Genomic DNA, 15,791 nt, shown 5'->3' on the forward strand with positions numbered 1-15,791 from the left:
GGGGCGGTGAGAGGGGGTTCGAACCGCAGCCCGGATCACCCGTTCGGCGCATAGCAGACGGACGCGGGTGGCTGGGTCGCATTCGGGCAAGAGCGGTGGACCGCTGCCCCGAAGAGCCTTCTGCGGCCTACTGTTGAGATGTGCGCCTGCCGTGCACGGCTGCAACGCGGTGCCCCTGCTCGCACGGAGCCCGGGGAAGGGATTCAGTCGTGGACGGCATGACAACGGGGCCAGCGCTTGGCACGGGCACCGCCGGCTGTGAGAGGGACGGAATGAAACCGACCGAGAGTGCCGACCCGGCCTCACGGCTGCGGCGGTGGGCAGGCGCCCCCAGGGCGCTGCCCACCGCCGTCGTGACAGTGGCCGCCCTCGTCCTTGCCACCGGGATCTTCCGCGCCGTGACCGGGGATCGCGCCCTGTTCCCCGGCAGCACGGTCGGCTGGTCCCTCGCCCTCCTCACCGCGGTCATCGTCGGCCACCTGGTCGCGCTCGGCCGCGACCGGTGGTGGGGCGGCACCGGCTCGGGCGCCGCGCTCACCCTGGCCGTCCTGCTGCTGTACGGCTGGGTGCCCGCCGGCCTGGTCAGCCTGGCCGTCGTGGTGCTCGTCGGGACGGCCCGCCGGCACCGCTGGAAGCAGGGCCTGCTGCACGGCGCGGTCGACATCCTCGGCATCGGCGCGGCGGCGATCGTCCTGGCCGTGTTCGGCGACGTACCGACCGTCGAGCGGCCCTGGAACCCGCTGGAGTGGGGGATAGAGACGGTCCCGGAGGTCGTGCTGGCCGCCGTCGCGTACCTGGCCCTCACCCGGCTGCTGCTCTGGTACGCGCTGGCGCCGCGCGGCGGGCGGCTGCCGTCCGTCGCCCGGACGGCCCTGTACCGGCAGGGGCTCGTCGCGGTGGCCCTGCTCGGGATCGCCCCCCTGATCTGTGTCACCGCCGTGGCGCTGCCCGTCCTGCTGCCGCTGTTCTCCGTACCGCTCATCGCGCTCGACTCCACGCTGTGGATCGCCCGGGCCAGGGCGGAGGAGCAGCTGAGGGACCCGCTGACCGGGCTGCCGAACCGGCACTGGCTGCTCCAGCGGGCCCGCCCGGTGCTGGAAGAAGCGGAGAGCGTCGGGACCAGGTCCGCGCTCGTACTGATAGACCTCGACCGCTTCCGGGCGGTCAACGACACGCTCGGCCACCTGGCGGGGGACCGGCTGCTGCTCCAGATAGCGGACCGGCTGCGGCTGGCCCTGCCGCGCGGGGCGGAGGCCGCGCGGCTCGGCGGTGACGAGTTCGCGGTACTGCTGCCGACCGCGGACTCCACGACCAGCGCCCAGCGCGTCGCCCGGCACCTGGTGGCCGCGCTCTCCTCGCCGCTGGACCTGGACGGCCTGACGCTGGTCCTGGAGGCCAGCGCGGGCGTCGCCGTCTTCCCCGACCACGCGCTGGACGCGGAAGGGCTGCTGCGCCGGGCGGACGTGGCGATGTATCAGGCCAAGCGGGACCGCACGGGTGTCGAGGTCTACGAGTCCAAGCGGGACAGCAACACCCCCGACCGGCTCGGCCTGCTGGGCGACCTGCGCCGGGCGCTGGACGCCGGCGAGGTCGAACTCCACTACCAGCCGAAGGTCCGCTTCGACGGACAGGTCGCCGGCCTGGAGGCGCTGGTGCGGTGGGTGCACCCGGAGCGCGGCCGGGTCCCTCCCGACGAGTTCATCGCCATCGCGGAGTCCTCGGGCCTGATGCCGCACCTGACGGAGTACGTCCTGGAGACCGCGCTCGCACAGGTCGCGCGCTGGCGCAAGCAGGGGCTGAACACCCCCGTCGCGGTCAACGTCTCGCCGCGCGACGTGCACACGCCCGGCTTCGCCGGCGCGGTCGCGGCCCGGCTGGCCCGGCACGGCGTCCCGGCCGGCTCCCTCCAGCTGGAGATAACGGAGCACGTCCTCCTGGAGGACCCGCAGCGGGCTGCGGACACCCTGGCCGGACTCACCGGCCACGGCGTGAAGATGTCCCTGGACGATTTCGGCACCGGCTACTCGTCCCTGGTCCATCTGCGCCGGCTCCCGGTCAGCGAGCTCAAGATCGACCGGTCCTTCGTGGCCCGGCTGGCGGTCGACAACGAGGACGCCGAGATCGTCCGCTGCACGGTCGACCTCGCCCACTCGCTCGGCCTGCTGGTGGTGGCCGAGGGCGTCGAGGACGACGAGACGTGGGAGCGCCTGCGGGACCTGGGCTGCGACGCGGTGCAGGGATGGCTGGTGGCGGCGGCGATGCCCCCGGACGAGGCGACGGCGTGGCTGCTGGCGCGGGGCGAGCGGGGCTGGCACCGGCAGGTGGACCTGGACCGGGTCGCCGCGGCGGCGGCCCTGGAAGAGACGCAGCGCCAGACCCCTTCGCCGTCCGGCCAGCCGGTGAAGTAGCGCGCGGGGTGCGTACGAGGGCTTCGGCGGGGAACCGTTTCGTGGGCAGGGCCCCGAGCCCCATAGGATTGGGCCAAAATCCACACACTCACCCCTGAGGATCGCTGCATGCCTGGCATCACGCGCGAGGAGGTCGCCCACCTCGCACGGCTGGCGCGTCTGGAGCTGAAGGGCGAAGAGCTCGATCACTTCGCCGGTCAGCTCGACGACATCATCGGCGCGGTCGCCCGCGTCTCCGAGGTCGCCGACCAAGACGTACCGCCGACCTCCCACCCGCTGCCGCTGACGAACGTCATGCGCGCGGACGAGGTCCGTCCGTCGCTCACCCCGGAGCAGGCCCTCTCCGGCGCCCCCGCCCAGGAGCAGCAGCGTTTCAAGGTGCCGCAGATCCTGGGGGAGGACTAATCACCATGACGACCGCCACACACAAGAACGAGCACCTCATCAGGCTCACCGCCGCCGAGACCGCCGCGAAGATCGCCTCGGGCGAGGTCACGGCCGTCGAGGTGACCGAGGCCCACCTGGCCCGTATCGACGCGGTCGACGAGAAGGTGCACGCCTTCCTGCACGTCGACCGCGAGGGCGCGCTGGCCCAGGCCCGCGCCGTCGACGCGAAGAGGGAGAACGGCGAGAAGCTCGGCCCGCTGGCCGGCGTGCCGCTCGCGCTGAAGGACATCTTCACCACCGAGGGCATCCCGACCACCGTCGGTTCGAAGATCCTCGAAGGCTGGATCCCGCCGTACGACGCGACGCTGACCAAGAAGCTGAAGGCGGCCGACGTGGTCATCCTCGGCAAGACCAACATGGACGAGTTCGCCATGGGGTCCTCCACCGAGAACAGCGCGTACGGCCCGACCGGCAACCCCTGGGACCTGACGAAGATCCCCGGCGGCTCCGGAGGCGGCTCCTCCGCCGCCCTCGCGTCGTTCGAGGCGCCGCTCGCGATCGGCACGGACACCGGCGGCTCCATCCGCCAGCCGGCCGCCGTCACCGGCACCGTCGGCGTCAAGCCGACGTACGGCGGCGTCTCCCGCTACGGCATGGTCGCGTTCTCGTCCTCCCTCGACCAGGGCGGCCCCTGCGCCCGTACGGTCCTGGACGCCGCGCTCCTGCACGAGGTCATCGCCGGGCACGACCCGCTCGACTCGACCTCCATCGACGCCCCGGTCCCGCCGGTCGTCGAGGCGGCCCGCAACGGCTCCGTCGCCGGCATGCGCGTCGGCGTCGTCAAGCAGTTCCGCGGCGAGGGCTACCAGGCCGGGGTTCTGCAGCGCTTCGACGAGTCCGTCGAGCTGATGCGCGGCCTCGGCGCCGAGATCGTCGAGCTGGACTGCCCGTCCTTCGACCTGGCGCTGTCCGCGTACTACCTCATCGCCCCGTCGGAGTGCTCCTCCAACCTGGCTCGCTTCGACGCCATGCGCTACGGCCTGCGGGTCGGCGACGACGGCACGAAGTCCGCCGAGGAGGTCACCGCCCTCACCCGTGAGGCCGGCTTCGGCGACGAGGTCAAGCGCCGGATCATCCTCGGTACGTACGCGCTCAGCTCCGGCTACTACGACGCGTACTACGGATCCGCCCAGAAGGTCCGTACGCTCATCACGCAGGACTTCGAGAAGGCGTTCGAGAAGGTCGACGTGATCGTCTCGCCGACGACGCCCACCACCGCCTTCCCGATCGGCGAGCGCGCCGACGACCCGATGGCGATGTACCTCGCGGACCTGTGCACGATCCCGACCAACCTGGCCGGCAACGCCGCCATGTCGCTGCCCTGCGGCCTGGCTCCGGAGGACGGCATGCCGGTCGGTCTCCAGATCATCGCCCCCGCCATGAAGGACGACCGTCTTTACAAGGTCGGCGCCGCGGTCGAGGCCGCCTTCGTGGAAAAGTGGGGCCACCCGCTGCTTGAGGAGGCACCGTCGCTGTGAGCCCCATGCCCATCAAGGCCAAGGGATTCAAGAATTCCAAGGCCGGTACGTACCTGTCGATCGGCTCCACCGCCTTCGGCGCGATCAGCGTCGTCAAGCAGGCCCGTATGGCCCGCAAGGACAATGACACGCTGCGTCTCGTCGACGCCGCTGTCTCCGCCGCCGCCATCGTCACGGGCCTCGCTCTGCTCTACCGCGAGCTGAAGAAGCTCGGCGACGACGACGTCCTGCTGGGCTGAGAGGGAAAGTTTCACCGTGACCGTCACTGAACTGGTGTCGTACGAGGACGCGCTCGCGTCCTACGACCCCGTCATGGGCCTGGAGGTCCATGTCGAGCTCGGCACAAAGACGAAGATGTTCTGCGGCTGCTCCACGGAGCTGAAGCAGGACGCCAACAGCCAGACCTGCCCCACCTGCCTGGGGCTGCCCGGCTCGCTCCCGGTCGTCAACGCGATCGGCGTCGAGTCGGCCGTCAAGATCGGCCTCGCGCTCAATTGCGAGATCGCCGAGTGGTGCCGCTTCGCCCGGAAGAACTACTTCTATCCGGACATGCCGAAGAACTTCCAGACCTCCCAGTACGACGAGCCGATCGCCTTCAACGGCTATCTGGACGTCCAGCTGGAGGACGGGGAGATCTTCCGCGTGCAGATCGAGCGCGCCCACATGGAGGAGGACACCGGCAAGTCGCTGCACGTCGGCGGCGCCACCGGCCGTATCCACGGCGCGTCCCACTCCCTGCTGGACTACAACCGCGCCGGCATCCCGCTCATCGAGATCGTCACGAAGCCGATCGAGGGCGCGGGCGAGCGGGCCCCCGAGGTCGCGAAGGCGTACGTCGCCGAGCTCCGCGAGCTCATCAAGGCGCTCGGCGTCTCCGAGGCGCGCATGGAGCAGGGCCAGATGCGCTGCGACGTGAACCTCTCGCTGCGGCCGCACGGCCGTGAGGAGTTCGGCACGCGCTCCGAGACGAAGAACGTCAACTCCCTGCGCTCGGTCGAGCGCGCCGCCCGCTTCGAGATCCAGCGGCACGCCGCGGTGCTCTCCTCCGGCGGCACGATCGTCCAGGAGACCCGGCACTTCCACGAGGAGGACGGCTCCACCACGGCCGGCCGCATCAAGGACAACGCCGAGGACTACCGGTACTTCCCGGAGCCCGACCTGGTCCCCGTGGCCCCCTCCCGTGAGTGGGTCGAGGAGCTCCGCAAGGGGCTGCCCGAGCTGCCGCGGGTACGCCGCAACCGCCTCCGCGAGGAGTGGGGCGTCAGCGAGCACGACATGCAGTCGATCCTGAACGCCGGGGCGATCGACCCGATCGTCGCCACCATCGAGGCGGGCGCGGACGCCGCCTCGGCGCGCAAGTGGTGGATGGGCGAGCTGGCCCGCAACGCCAACGAGTCCGGCCGCGACCTCGCGTCGCTGCCGATCACGCCCGAGCAGGTCGCTCGCGTCACCGCCCTGGTGAAGGAGGGCTCGCTCAACGACAAGCTGGCCCGCCAGGTCATCGAGGGCGTCCTCGCGGGCGAGGGCGGCCCGGACGACGTCGTCGAGAAGCGCGGCCTGAAGGTCGTCTCGGACGAGGGCGCGCTGGGTACGGCCGTCGACGAGGCCATCGCCGCCAACGCCGGCATCGCGGACAAGATCCGCAGCGGCAAGGTCGCCGCGGCCGGCGCGCTGGTCGGCGCGGTCATGAAGGCCACGCGCGGACAGGCCGACGCGGGGCGGGTGCGGGAGCTGATTCTTGAGCGGCTTGCCCCGAAGGAATGACTGAGCACAGCCTGGAGAAGCTCGGCGTCACCGAGGGCTGAGGCCCGTACGCCCGACACGCCCGAGGGGCGGCGCACCGGAACCTTCCGGGGCGCCGCCCCTCGGGCGTGCGGGACCGCTCGTGCGTGGCCGGATGACGCTTGGACTCTTGACGCCTTGTCTTGGACGTTCACGCCGGAGTCGTCGCCGGGTCTTCTCGTCGCCACCCGGCCTCACTACCGTCCCAGACGTACCACTCAATGGATCACAGGCGGACCATTGGCTGTCGACTGGGAGGTCGAGCGTGTCACCGGACATTTCGCGCAGAAGGATGCTCGCGCTGGGCACAGGCGCCGTCGGCGCCGCCGCGGCCGGATCGCTGCTTCCGCCCTCGCTGCGGGCGGCGATAGCCGCCGAACCGCCCTCCGGCGGACTGAAAGCGGTCAGGCACGTCGTCGTCCTCATGCAGGAGAACCGGTCCTTCGACCACTACTTCGGCACCCTGCGCGGCGTACGCGGCTTCGGTGACCGCAACGCCGTGGAGCTGCCGTACGGCAGGCCGGTCTTCGAGCAGCCCGGCCCGCTGCGCTCCGTCCTGCCCTTCCCCGTACGGGACGCGGCCGAGGCGCAGAAGAAGGACCTCCAGTACATCGGCGACCTCGACCACTCGTGGGGCGGCGGCGCCAAGGCCTGGAACCAGGCTGGATGGACGGCTGGGTGTCGGCCAAGACCGCCGCCACCATGGCCTACTACGACCGCCGCGACCTGCCGCTGCACTACGAGCTCGCGGACACCTTCACCATCTGCGACGCCTACCATTCGTCGATCCATACGTCGACGAGCCCGAACCGCAACCACCTGTGGAGCGGCTGGACCGGCCACGAGGCCGACGGCAGCCGCGCCGTCACCAACGCGGCGTACGCCGAGGGCACCCACCCCGGATACCCGTGGCCGACGTACGCCGAGCGGCTGGAGAAGGCGGGCCGGTCCTGGAAGACGTACCAGGAGTGGGAGAACTTCACCGACAACAACATCGAGTTCTTCACGGCGTTCAAGACGATCGCCCGCAAGGCGCTCGCGAAGGCGCCCGGCGGCTTCACATACATGGAGGCGTTCTACGCCAAGGTGCGGGAGACGGCCGACGCCGCCGAGCGCGAGCGCCTGCTCGCCGCGCTGGAGGAGGGCGTGGCGACGCTGACCCGCGCCGAGCGATCCCTGTTCGAACGCGGCCTGCGGAGGGTCCCGACCGGGGGGCTCGCCGACGACTTCCGGGCCGACGTGGCGGCGGGGAAGCTGCCGGAGGTGTCGTACCTGGTGCCCTCGGCGGTCGACTCCGAGCACCCCGGCTCCTCGTCGCCGATCGCCAGCGCCTCGCTGGTCTACAAGGTGCTCGACGCGCTCGGCGCGCACCCGGAGGTCTGGCGGCACACCGTCGTACTGATCAACTACGACGAGAACGACGGCTTCTTCGACCACGTGCCGCCGCCGGTGCCGCCCGCCGACAACACCGACGAGCGGTACCAGGGGCGGCCGACCGGGCTCGGCATCCGGGTCCCGATGCTGGTCGTCTCGCCGTGGACGGTCGGCGGGTACGTCTGCTCCGAGGTCTTCGACCACACCTCCGTGATCCGGTTCCTGGAGCGTTGGACGGGCATCGAGGAGCCCAACATCACCCCCTGGCGGCGCGCGGTCGCGGGCGACCTGACCTCCGCGTTCGACTTCAGGCGCGGGCGCCGGCGGCCTCCCGTCGAGCAACCGGGCGCGATACCGCCCTTCACCGGGCGCTGGCGGCCGGTGCCGCCGCTGGAGCAGCACATGCCCGTGCAGGAGGAGGGGACGCGCCCCGCCCGCCCGCTGCCGTACCAGCCCGACGCCGACGGGAAGGTCGACGGCGGCGTCTTCAAGGTCGCGCTCAGCAACACGGGGCGCGCGAGCGCGCACTTCGCGCTCCACCCCTACGCCGGCGAGTTCGCCGTTCCGCAGCACCGGGACGTAAGGGGCACGGCGCAATGGGACGTACCCCTTACGCGGGACGCCTACCGCTTCACCGTCACGGGGCCGAACGGCTTCCGCCGCGAGTTCGCCGGTACGAGGACGGGGGCCGCCGAAGTGTCGTCACACCTCGACGCGCGCGACCGCGACCTGCACCTGACCCTCGCCAACCGGGGCAGGCAGCCGCTGACCTTCACCGTCACGACGCTCGCCTACGCGGACGAGGCCGACCTCGACGACGGGCGGCCCCGCCGGATCACCGTGAAGCCGGGCCGCAGCCGCACCGTGGTGCACTCCGCCGCGGACGCGCACGGGTGGTACGACTTGGCGATCACCGTTACGGGTGACGACGCTTTCCGCCGACGCCTCATGGGGCACATTGAGAACGGGCGCGCGAGCGTCTCAGGCTGACAGACCGGGTGGCACGGGGGAGCCCGGGAGCTGTGCCCCGGCTCCCGCCACTCCTGTGATGATGCGCACGAAAGGGACAAAGGATCACGTTTGGCTGTCAAAGTGGCTGAGCGTAGGTCCTGAGTTCTTTGCGGGTTTGGTCCCGGTAAAGATCCACGAACCACCCAGGGAGCAAATCCGTTGGCAGCAATCGCCCGGTGGTGCGTCAAGCACCGTTTCGCCTCAGTCCTGCTCTGGCTTCTCGCGCTCGGCGTGGTCGCCGGAGCCGCCGGAGTCGCCGGTTCGGCGTACTCCAACGACTACGAGGTGCCCGGCACGGAGTCGGGACGCGCCACCGCCCTCCTCGACGAAGCGTTCGACGGCAGGGGCGGCGACGGCAACACCGTCGTCTGGCACACCGCCGGCCGCACCACCGTCCAGGCCGCCGGGGTCGAGCAGTCCATGACCCGGACGCTGGACGCCGTCGAGGACCTCCCGGGCGTGGAGTCCGTGGTCAGCCCGTACGAGCGCGAGGGCGCCGGCCAGATCAGCAAGGACGGTCACACCGCCTACGCCACGGTCACCTTCGACGCGCAGTCCGACGACGTCCTCCAGAAGCAGGCCGAGGCGCTCGTCAAGACCGCCAAGAGCGCCGAGAGCGCCCAGCTCCAGGTGGAGCTCGGCGGCGGCGCCGTGGCCCTCACCGAAGCTCCCACCTCGCACCTCAGCGAGCTGGTCGGAGTGGTGGTCGCGGCCGTCGTCCTCTTCGTCGCCTTCGGCTCGCTCGCGGCCAGCCTGCTCCCGATCGCGACCGCCCTGGTCAGCGTCGGCACCGCGTACGCGGGGACCGTGCTCCTCGGCCACGTCATGACGGTCGCCGACTTCGCCCCGATGCTCGGCATGCTCGTCGGGCTCGGCGTCGGCATCGACTACGCCCTGTTCATCGTCACCCGGCACCGCAAGGGGCTGCGCAGCGGCCTGTCCGTGACCGAGTCGGCCACGAACGCCGTCGCCACCACCGGCCGCGCCGTCGTCTTCGCCGGCGCGACGGTCTGCATCGCCCTGCTGGGCATGCTGATACTGCGCCTGTCGTTCCTCAACGGCGTCGCGATCGCCGCGTCGCTGACCGTCCTGCTCACCGTCGCCGCCTCGGTGACCCTGCTGCCCGCCCTGCTCTCCCTCATCGGCATGCGGGCGCTCAGCCGCCGCGAGCGCAGGCAGCTCGCCGAGCACGGCCCGAAGCCCGAGCTGCCCACCGGCTTCGCCGCCCGCTGGTCCGCCTTCGTCGAGCGCCACCCCAAGCTGCTCGGCGCCGTCGCCGCCGTCGTCATGGTGGTCCTCGCGCTGCCCACGCTGGGTCTGCACCTGGGCACGTCCGACCAGGGCAACAACCCGGCGTCCTCCACCACCCGCGCGGCATACGACCTGGTCGCCGACGGCTTCGGCCCCGGCAGCAACGGTCCGCTGACCCTGGTCGCCGAGGTCCACGGAGCCGACGACCGCGCGGCCATGGACGCCCTCGCCGGCACCGTGCGCGCCGCCGACGGGGTCGCCTCGGTCAGCCCGGTGGCGTACGGCGCCGACGGCGGGACGGCCGCCCTCACCGTCGTACCGCAGTCGTCGCCGCAGTCGCAGGAGACCAGCGACCTGGTCGACCGGCTGCGCGAGAGCGTCCTGCCGCAGGCCGAGCAGGGCACGACGCTCGAGGTGTACGTCGGCGGGATCACCGCGGGGTACGACGACTTCGCCGAGGTCATCGTCGACAAGCTGCCGCTCTTCGTGGGCGTCGTGATCGCGCTGGGCTGCGTCCTGCTGCTGCTCGCCTTCCGCAGCGTCGGCATTCCGCTCAAGGCCGCCCTGATGAACGTGCTCGCCGTCGCCTCCTCCTTCGGCGTCGTCGTCGCCGTCTTCCAGTGGGGATGGGGCAGCGAGCTGCTCGGGCTCGGCAGCGCGGGGCCGATCGAACCGTTCCTTCCGGTGATCATGGTGTCGGTGCTCTTCGGGCTCTCGATGGACTACCAGGTCTTCCTCGTCAGCCGGATGTACGAGGAGTGGCTGGAGACCGGCGACAACCGGCGGGCGGTGCGGGTCGGCCTGGCCGAGACCAGCCGTGTGATCAACTCGGCCGCCGTGATCATGATCTCGGTCTTCCTGGCGTTCGTGCTCAGCGGCGACCGGGTGATCGCGATGTTCGGCATCGCGCTCGCCGCCGCCGTGGCGCTGGACGCGTTCGTCCTCCGTACGCTCCTGGTCCCCGCCCTCATGCACATGCTCGGCGGCGCCAACTGGTGGCTGCCGCGCCGGCTGGACCGGTGGCTGCCCCGGATCAGCATCGAACCCGCCGAAGCCCTGCCTGCGCATGACAAGATCAAGGTCCAGCGCACGGGCGACCAGGAGGAGTCCCAGCAGCTCGTGCCCTAACCGGCGAGGAGCGGGATGTTCGCGATACACCTGGGCGGCGGCGACGAGAACGCGGTGCTGCGCCCCCTGGAGCCCTGGCACGCCGAGGAGTACTTCGCCCACATCGAACGCGGGCGCGAGTACATCGGCCGGTTCATCGGGCTCGCGGCGGCCGCCGAGGACCTCGAAGCGGCGCGGGCCTTCCTCCAGTCGTACGCGGACAAGCAGGCGGCCGACGCCGGGCGGATCTACGGCATCTGGCTCGACGGCACGCTGGTCGGCGGAGTGCTCTTCCGGCTCTTCGACGCGAAGGCCGGCACCTGCGAGGTCGGCTGCTGGCTGGAGCCGTCCGCGGTGGGCCGCGGCCTGGTCACCCGCGCCGCGCGGGTGCTGATCGACTGGGCGGTGGACGAGCGGGGGATCCAGCGCGTCGAGTGGCTGGTCGCCTCCGGGAACACCGCCAGCATCAATGTGGCGAAGCGGCTGGGGATGACCCGGGACGGCGTACGGCGTGAGGCGTACGAGTACCGGGGTGCGCGGCACGACCAGGAGATCTGGTCGGTGCTGGCGCCGGAGTGGCGCGAGAGCCGTTAAGAGAGCTCTCAGAAACCGCACCTAGCGTGCGGCGTATGACAGCTGCAGCCCGAACCCGGTCCGACGAGAACAAGGGCGACGAGATCGCCGCCGCACGAGACACCACGAAGGCCGCCGGCCAGGAGGCCCCCGCCGACGGCCGGGACGCTGCGGACGGCGGCGTGGCGGTTGTCAAGAACGACCACGACGCCGACGCGGAGGCCGGCGGCGCCCACGACGACGAGGCCGACGACGACGCGGACCTCCTCGACGAGGCACCGCCGGCCTCCTCGGCCGGCGTCGGCGCGGGCGCCGCCGCCGTGGTCTCCACGGTGCTCGGGTTCGCCGCCCTCACCGGGACCTGGACCAGCCGCGTCGCCGCCGAGCGCCAGACGCTCATCGGCCAGCTCGGCACCCAGCAGACCGACAGCCCCGCCGACCAGGTCGCCGCGCTCTACGGCAACGGCTGGCACATGACCGCCCTCGTCAACGGCGGCTTCGCGCTCCTCGCGCTGATCGTGGCGGCCGTGGTGCTGGTCCGCCCGTCGTTCGGCACGCCCGGCGCGAACATCCGGCCCGCCTGGGTCCGCTCCTTCGCCTGGGCGGGCTTCGCCCTCGGCGTCCTCGGGCTGCTCGTCTCGGCCGGGATGTACTTCGACCTCTTCGCCGCGATGCCCACGCTGCCCGCCGCTCCGACGGGCGCCGGAGCGGGGCAGTAAGGCAGCCGCGCCAGGGGCCTTAGGGACGTACGCACCTTCGCGCGTACGTCCCTAAGGCCCTTTGTGCCGTCAAGATGCGGCACTCTCCCGATGCGTCGGGGACCCCTGGGAAACGAGAGTGGAGTCATCGCGAAAGCGAGACCGACGAAGACCCACCTCACCGGGAGAACACCATGTTCGAGCACGAGATCCAGCAGCAGCACGCGGCCGAGCTCAGGCGCGTCGCCGCCGGCGAGCGCCTCGCACGGCAGGCCGCCAAGGCCCGCAGGGCCGGCCGCCGCGCCGCCCGCTCCTCCGGACAGAACGCATCGGAGGGGCCGGTGAGTTCGCTGCGCAACCGCTTCGCACGGGCCGCCTGACGCGGCCCGACGGCTGACCGAGGACGCGCGATGACGGTCGTGACCTTGAGAGATTCACTGGTCGCCCCCACGATGTCGGACCCCTGTGCGATGCTCGGCGATGTGGAAACCAGGTCTGTCAGCCCCGTGTTCGTCGGCCGCGCCGGCGAACTCGCCCAGCTCACCGATGCGCTCGCCCGCGCCACCGCGGGCGAGCCGCAGGCGTTGCTCGTGGGCGGTGAGGCCGGCGTCGGCAAGACCCGCCTCGTCGAGGAGTTCTTCGCGGCCGCGTGCGAGGCGGGCGCCGTCGTCGTGGTGGGCGGCTGCGTCGAGATCGGCGCCGACGGCCTGCCCTTCGCGCCGTTCTCCACCGCGCTGCGCGCCCTGCGGCGCCGGATGCCCGACGAGGTCGCCGCCGCGGCCGAGGGCCAGGAGGGCGAACTGGCGCGGCTGCTGCCCGAGCTGGGCGAGACCACCCGCGATCAGCACAACGAGGACGGCATGACGCGCCTCTTCGAGCTGACCGTCCGTCTCCTGGAGCGCATCACCGCCGACCGTACGGTCGTGCTCGCCCTGGAGGACCTGCACTGGGCCGACACCTCCACCCGGCACCTCCTCGCGTACCTCTTCCGCACCCTGCGGCGCGGCCGCCTCGTCGTCATCGGCACCTACCGCGCGGACGACATCCACCGCCGCCACCCGCTGCGCCCCCTCCTCGCCGAGCTCGACCGGCTGCGCACGGTCCGGCGCATCGAGCTGCCCCGCTTCAACCGGGCCGAAGTGCACCGGCAGTTGGCCGGAATCCTCGCCGCCGAGCCGGACGCGGCGCTGGCCGAAGAGGTCTTCACCCGCTCCGACGGCAACGCCTTCTTCGTCGAGGAACTGGCCTCCTGCATGGGCACCGGCTGCGCCACCGGCCTCAGCGACTCCCTGCGCGACCTGCTCCTCGTCCGCGTCGAAGCGCTGCCCGACGACGCCCAGAAGGTCGCCAGAATCGTCGCCGAAGGCGGCTCCACCGTCGAGTACCGGCTGCTGCTCGCCGTCGCGCGGCTGCCCGAGGACGACCTGATCGAGGCCCTGCGGGCCGCCGTGGGCGCCAATCTGCTGCTCGCGACACCGGACGGCGACGGATACCGCTTCCGCCACTCCCTGGTGCGCGAGGCACTCAGCGACGACCTGCTCCCCGGCGAGCGTTCCCGCCTCAACCGGCGGTACGCCGAAGCGCTGGAGGCCGACCCCTCACTGGTGCGGGCCGAGGAGTACACCACGCGCCTCGCCAGCTACTGGTACGCGGCGCACGACGCCGCCAAGGCGCTGCCCGCCGTCCTGAAGGCGTCCGTCGAGGCACGCGGCCGCCACGCGTACGCCGACCAGCTCAGCCTCCTCGAACGCGCCATGGAGCTGTGGGACGACGCCCCCGAGACCGTCCGCGCGGTGCTGAGGCCCCTGGACTACGCCGAGGTCTACCCGCCCTGCGGCTGCGACCCCGCCACGACACCGCTGCGCTACCTCGACCTCATGGCGGAAGCCACCGTCGCCGGCCGGTTCGGCGGCGAGCGCGAACGGGCCCTGAAGATCGCCAAGAAGGCGCTGAGACTGCTCGACGGCGAAGGCGACGCGCTGCGCGAGGCCTGGTTCTGGGTGCAGCGCTGCAAGCTCATCTCCAGCCTGGGCCGCGGCGACGGCTGGGCCGAACTCGCCCGCGCCCGCGACCTGGTGCGGGGCCTGCCGCCGTCCGCCGTCCACGCCGAGGTCCTCGCGTACGTCGCGGGCTGGGGCATGCTCCACGAGCCGGGCCCGGAAAGCCTGGTCTCCGCCGAGCAGGCCGTGGAGTACGCGCGCATGGTCGGCGCCCGCGACACCGAGCTGTCCGCGCTGACCACCCTCGGCAACCTGACCGTCGACTCCGGTGACGTCGAGGGCGGCCTCACCATGCTGTACGCCGTCAGGGAGCAGGCGGTGGCGCAGAGGATGGCCAGCGTCGCCGGCCGCATCCACGTGAACCTCCCCTCGGCCCTGGAGTCCGTGGGGCGCTCGCGCGAGGCCGTGAAGATCGCCGAGGAGGGCGTCGCCTTCTCCAGGAAGTACGGCCTCGTCGACAACGAGGCATGGGTGCGGGGGAACCTCGCGGAGTCACTGGTCTCCCTCGGGCGCTGGAGCGAGGCCGTGGACCACGCCGCCGACATCGAACGGGCCTCGGCCCCCAGCCCCAAGCCGCGCGGAGCGGCCGCCTGGATCCAGGCCGACGTGGCCCGCGCCCGCGGCGAGCTGGCCGCGGCCGACGAGCGGCTGGCCGCCGCCCGCGCGTACTTCGGCAGCCACGACCCGATGCCCCAGCACGACCTGCCGCTGCACCGCATCGAGCTGACCCTCGCCGCCGCCCGGGGCCGCATCCTCGACGTCCGCGCCGGGTTCGCCCGGGCCGCCGAGGCCGGATTCCCCCTGGGGACGCACCGCTACGCCTGGGCGCTGCTCGTCGAAGCCGCCGTCGCCGAGGCGGACGCACGGGGCCTCCCGGCAGCGGAGGAGGGCCGCGCCGCCGCCCTGGAGCTGATCCGGACGGGGGCGAAGCGACTGCCCACCCCGGTGCCGCTGTGGCACGCGTACGAACGCTGGGTGAGAGCCGAGCTGCGACGGGCCGAGGGCCTGGTGAGCCCGGACGACTGGGCGGGCGTGGTCACACGGTTCGAGACGCTGGAGCGGCCGTACGATCTGGCCCGCGCCCGGCTGCGCTGGGCGGAGGCACTGCTCGCCGCTGCCGCCGGTGGCGGCGCCGACGTGCCGCCGGCCGGTCCGGCGACCTCGCGCGAGCCGGACGCCGAGCGCGAGCGGGCGGCCGAGCTGCTCAGGCTGGCCCGCGAGGCGGCGGACCACCTGGGCGCCCGCCCCCTCGGTGAGAGCGTCGCCCTGCTGGCACAGCGCGCCCGCCTCACGCTGACCCCGGCGCCCGAGGTCCCGGTGCTCACGGCAGCACCGGCCGCGTCACTGGGCTTGACCCCCCGTGAACAGGACGTACTGCGCCTGGTCGCGGCCGGACGCAGCAACCGGCAGATAGCCGAGGAGCTGTACATCTCGCCCAAGACGGCGAGCGTGCACGTCTCCAACATCCTGGCCAAGCTCGGGGTCTCCGGCCGGGGCGAAGCCGCCGCCGTGGCCCACCGCCTCCACCTGTTCCCCGACGCCCAGGACGAGTCCCTGGCCACGGCCTGACACCCACGGCGCCCACGGGCGGGCGGCCCGCCCGGCCGGCGGGGCGCCGCGCGCCGCATTCCCCGCCGCCCACTGGCAGGCGCCCGGGCGGGG

General features: G+C 72.2%; 10 protein-coding genes and 1 pseudogene. All 11 read left to right on the forward strand.

All coding sequences use genetic code 11. From position 1 onward, the window contains the following. Window positions 1–218: 218 nt before the first annotated feature. The 11 genes and pseudogenes from E2E34_RS08045 (at window position 219) to E2E34_RS08095 (ending at window position 15,698) form a co-directional block, all read left to right on the forward strand. Window positions 219–2,408 (forward strand): putative bifunctional diguanylate cyclase/phosphodiesterase, encoded by a 2,190-nt coding sequence (locus E2E34_RS08045; RefSeq protein ID WP_439333673.1) that lies wholly within the window; start codon window positions 219–221, stop codon window positions 2,406–2,408. A gap of 108 nt (window positions 2,409–2,516) precedes the next feature. Further along, window positions 2,517–2,813, forward strand: a complete 297-nt coding sequence (gene gatC / locus E2E34_RS08050) for an Asp-tRNA(Asn)/Glu-tRNA(Gln) amidotransferase subunit GatC (RefSeq protein WP_015036350.1) — start codon at window positions 2,517–2,519, stop codon at window positions 2,811–2,813. Window positions 2,814–2,818: 5 nt separating this feature from the next. Beyond that, window positions 2,819–4,333 (forward strand): Asp-tRNA(Asn)/Glu-tRNA(Gln) amidotransferase subunit GatA, encoded by a 1,515-nt coding sequence (gene gatA, locus E2E34_RS08055; protein ID WP_138901232.1) that lies wholly within the window; start codon window positions 2,819–2,821, stop codon window positions 4,331–4,333. Between the two features lie 5 nt (window positions 4,334–4,338). Beyond that, a complete protein-coding gene (locus E2E34_RS08060; protein ID WP_069926802.1) occupies window positions 4,339–4,572 on the forward strand; it encodes a hypothetical protein in 234 nt (77 codons plus the stop codon). Between the two features lie 16 nt (window positions 4,573–4,588). Then, window positions 4,589–6,097, forward strand: a complete 1,509-nt coding sequence (gene gatB, locus E2E34_RS08065) for an Asp-tRNA(Asn)/Glu-tRNA(Gln) amidotransferase subunit GatB (protein ID WP_138901233.1) — start codon at window positions 4,589–4,591, stop codon at window positions 6,095–6,097. Between the two features lie 283 nt (window positions 6,098–6,380). Further along, window positions 6,381–8,479, forward strand: a pseudogene (locus E2E34_RS08070) (phosphocholine-specific phospholipase C). Between the two features lie 180 nt (window positions 8,480–8,659). Beyond that, a complete protein-coding gene (locus E2E34_RS08075) occupies window positions 8,660–10,879 on the forward strand; it encodes an MMPL family transporter (protein ID WP_138901234.1) in 2,220 nt (739 codons plus the stop codon). A gap of 15 nt (window positions 10,880–10,894) precedes the next feature. Continuing rightward, window positions 10,895–11,452, forward strand: a complete 558-nt coding sequence (locus E2E34_RS08080; protein WP_138901235.1) for a GNAT family N-acetyltransferase — start codon at window positions 10,895–10,897, stop codon at window positions 11,450–11,452. A gap of 35 nt (window positions 11,453–11,487) precedes the next feature. Beyond that, a complete protein-coding gene (locus tag E2E34_RS08085) occupies window positions 11,488–12,150 on the forward strand; it encodes a hypothetical protein (RefSeq protein WP_138901236.1) in 663 nt (220 codons plus the stop codon). A 173-nt stretch (window positions 12,151–12,323) separates the two neighbouring features. Then, window positions 12,324–12,509 (forward strand): hypothetical protein, encoded by a 186-nt coding sequence (locus tag E2E34_RS08090; protein WP_138901237.1) that lies wholly within the window; start codon window positions 12,324–12,326, stop codon window positions 12,507–12,509. 90 nt (window positions 12,510–12,599) lie between these two features. Further along, a complete protein-coding gene (locus E2E34_RS08095) occupies window positions 12,600–15,698 on the forward strand; it encodes an AAA family ATPase (RefSeq protein WP_138901248.1) in 3,099 nt (1,032 codons plus the stop codon). Window positions 15,699–15,791: the final 93 nt, after the last annotated feature.

The organism is Streptomyces albidochromogenes (genome assembly GCF_005981925.1).
Lineage (GTDB): Bacteria > Actinomycetota > Actinomycetes > Streptomycetales > Streptomycetaceae > Streptomyces > Streptomyces albidochromogenes.

Coding starts and splice junctions, on each gene's coding strand:
- E2E34_RS08045 (WP_439333673.1), top strand. CDS start 219: ATGACAACGGGGCCAGCGCTTGGCACGGGCACCGCCGGCTGTGAGAGG.
- gatC (WP_015036350.1), top strand. CDS start 2,517: ATGCCTGGCATCACGCGCGAGGAGGTCGCCCACCTCGCACGGCTGGCG.
- gatA (WP_138901232.1), top strand. CDS start 2,819: ATGACGACCGCCACACACAAGAACGAGCACCTCATCAGGCTCACCGCC.
- E2E34_RS08060 (WP_069926802.1), top strand. CDS start 4,339: ATGCCCATCAAGGCCAAGGGATTCAAGAATTCCAAGGCCGGTACGTAC.
- E2E34_RS08080 (WP_138901235.1), top strand. CDS start 10,895: ATGTTCGCGATACACCTGGGCGGCGGCGACGAGAACGCGGTGCTGCGC.
- E2E34_RS08085 (WP_138901236.1), top strand. CDS start 11,488: ATGACAGCTGCAGCCCGAACCCGGTCCGACGAGAACAAGGGCGACGAG.
- E2E34_RS08090 (WP_138901237.1), top strand. CDS start 12,324: ATGTTCGAGCACGAGATCCAGCAGCAGCACGCGGCCGAGCTCAGGCGC.
- E2E34_RS08095 (WP_138901248.1), top strand. CDS start 12,600: ATGCTCGGCGATGTGGAAACCAGGTCTGTCAGCCCCGTGTTCGTCGGC.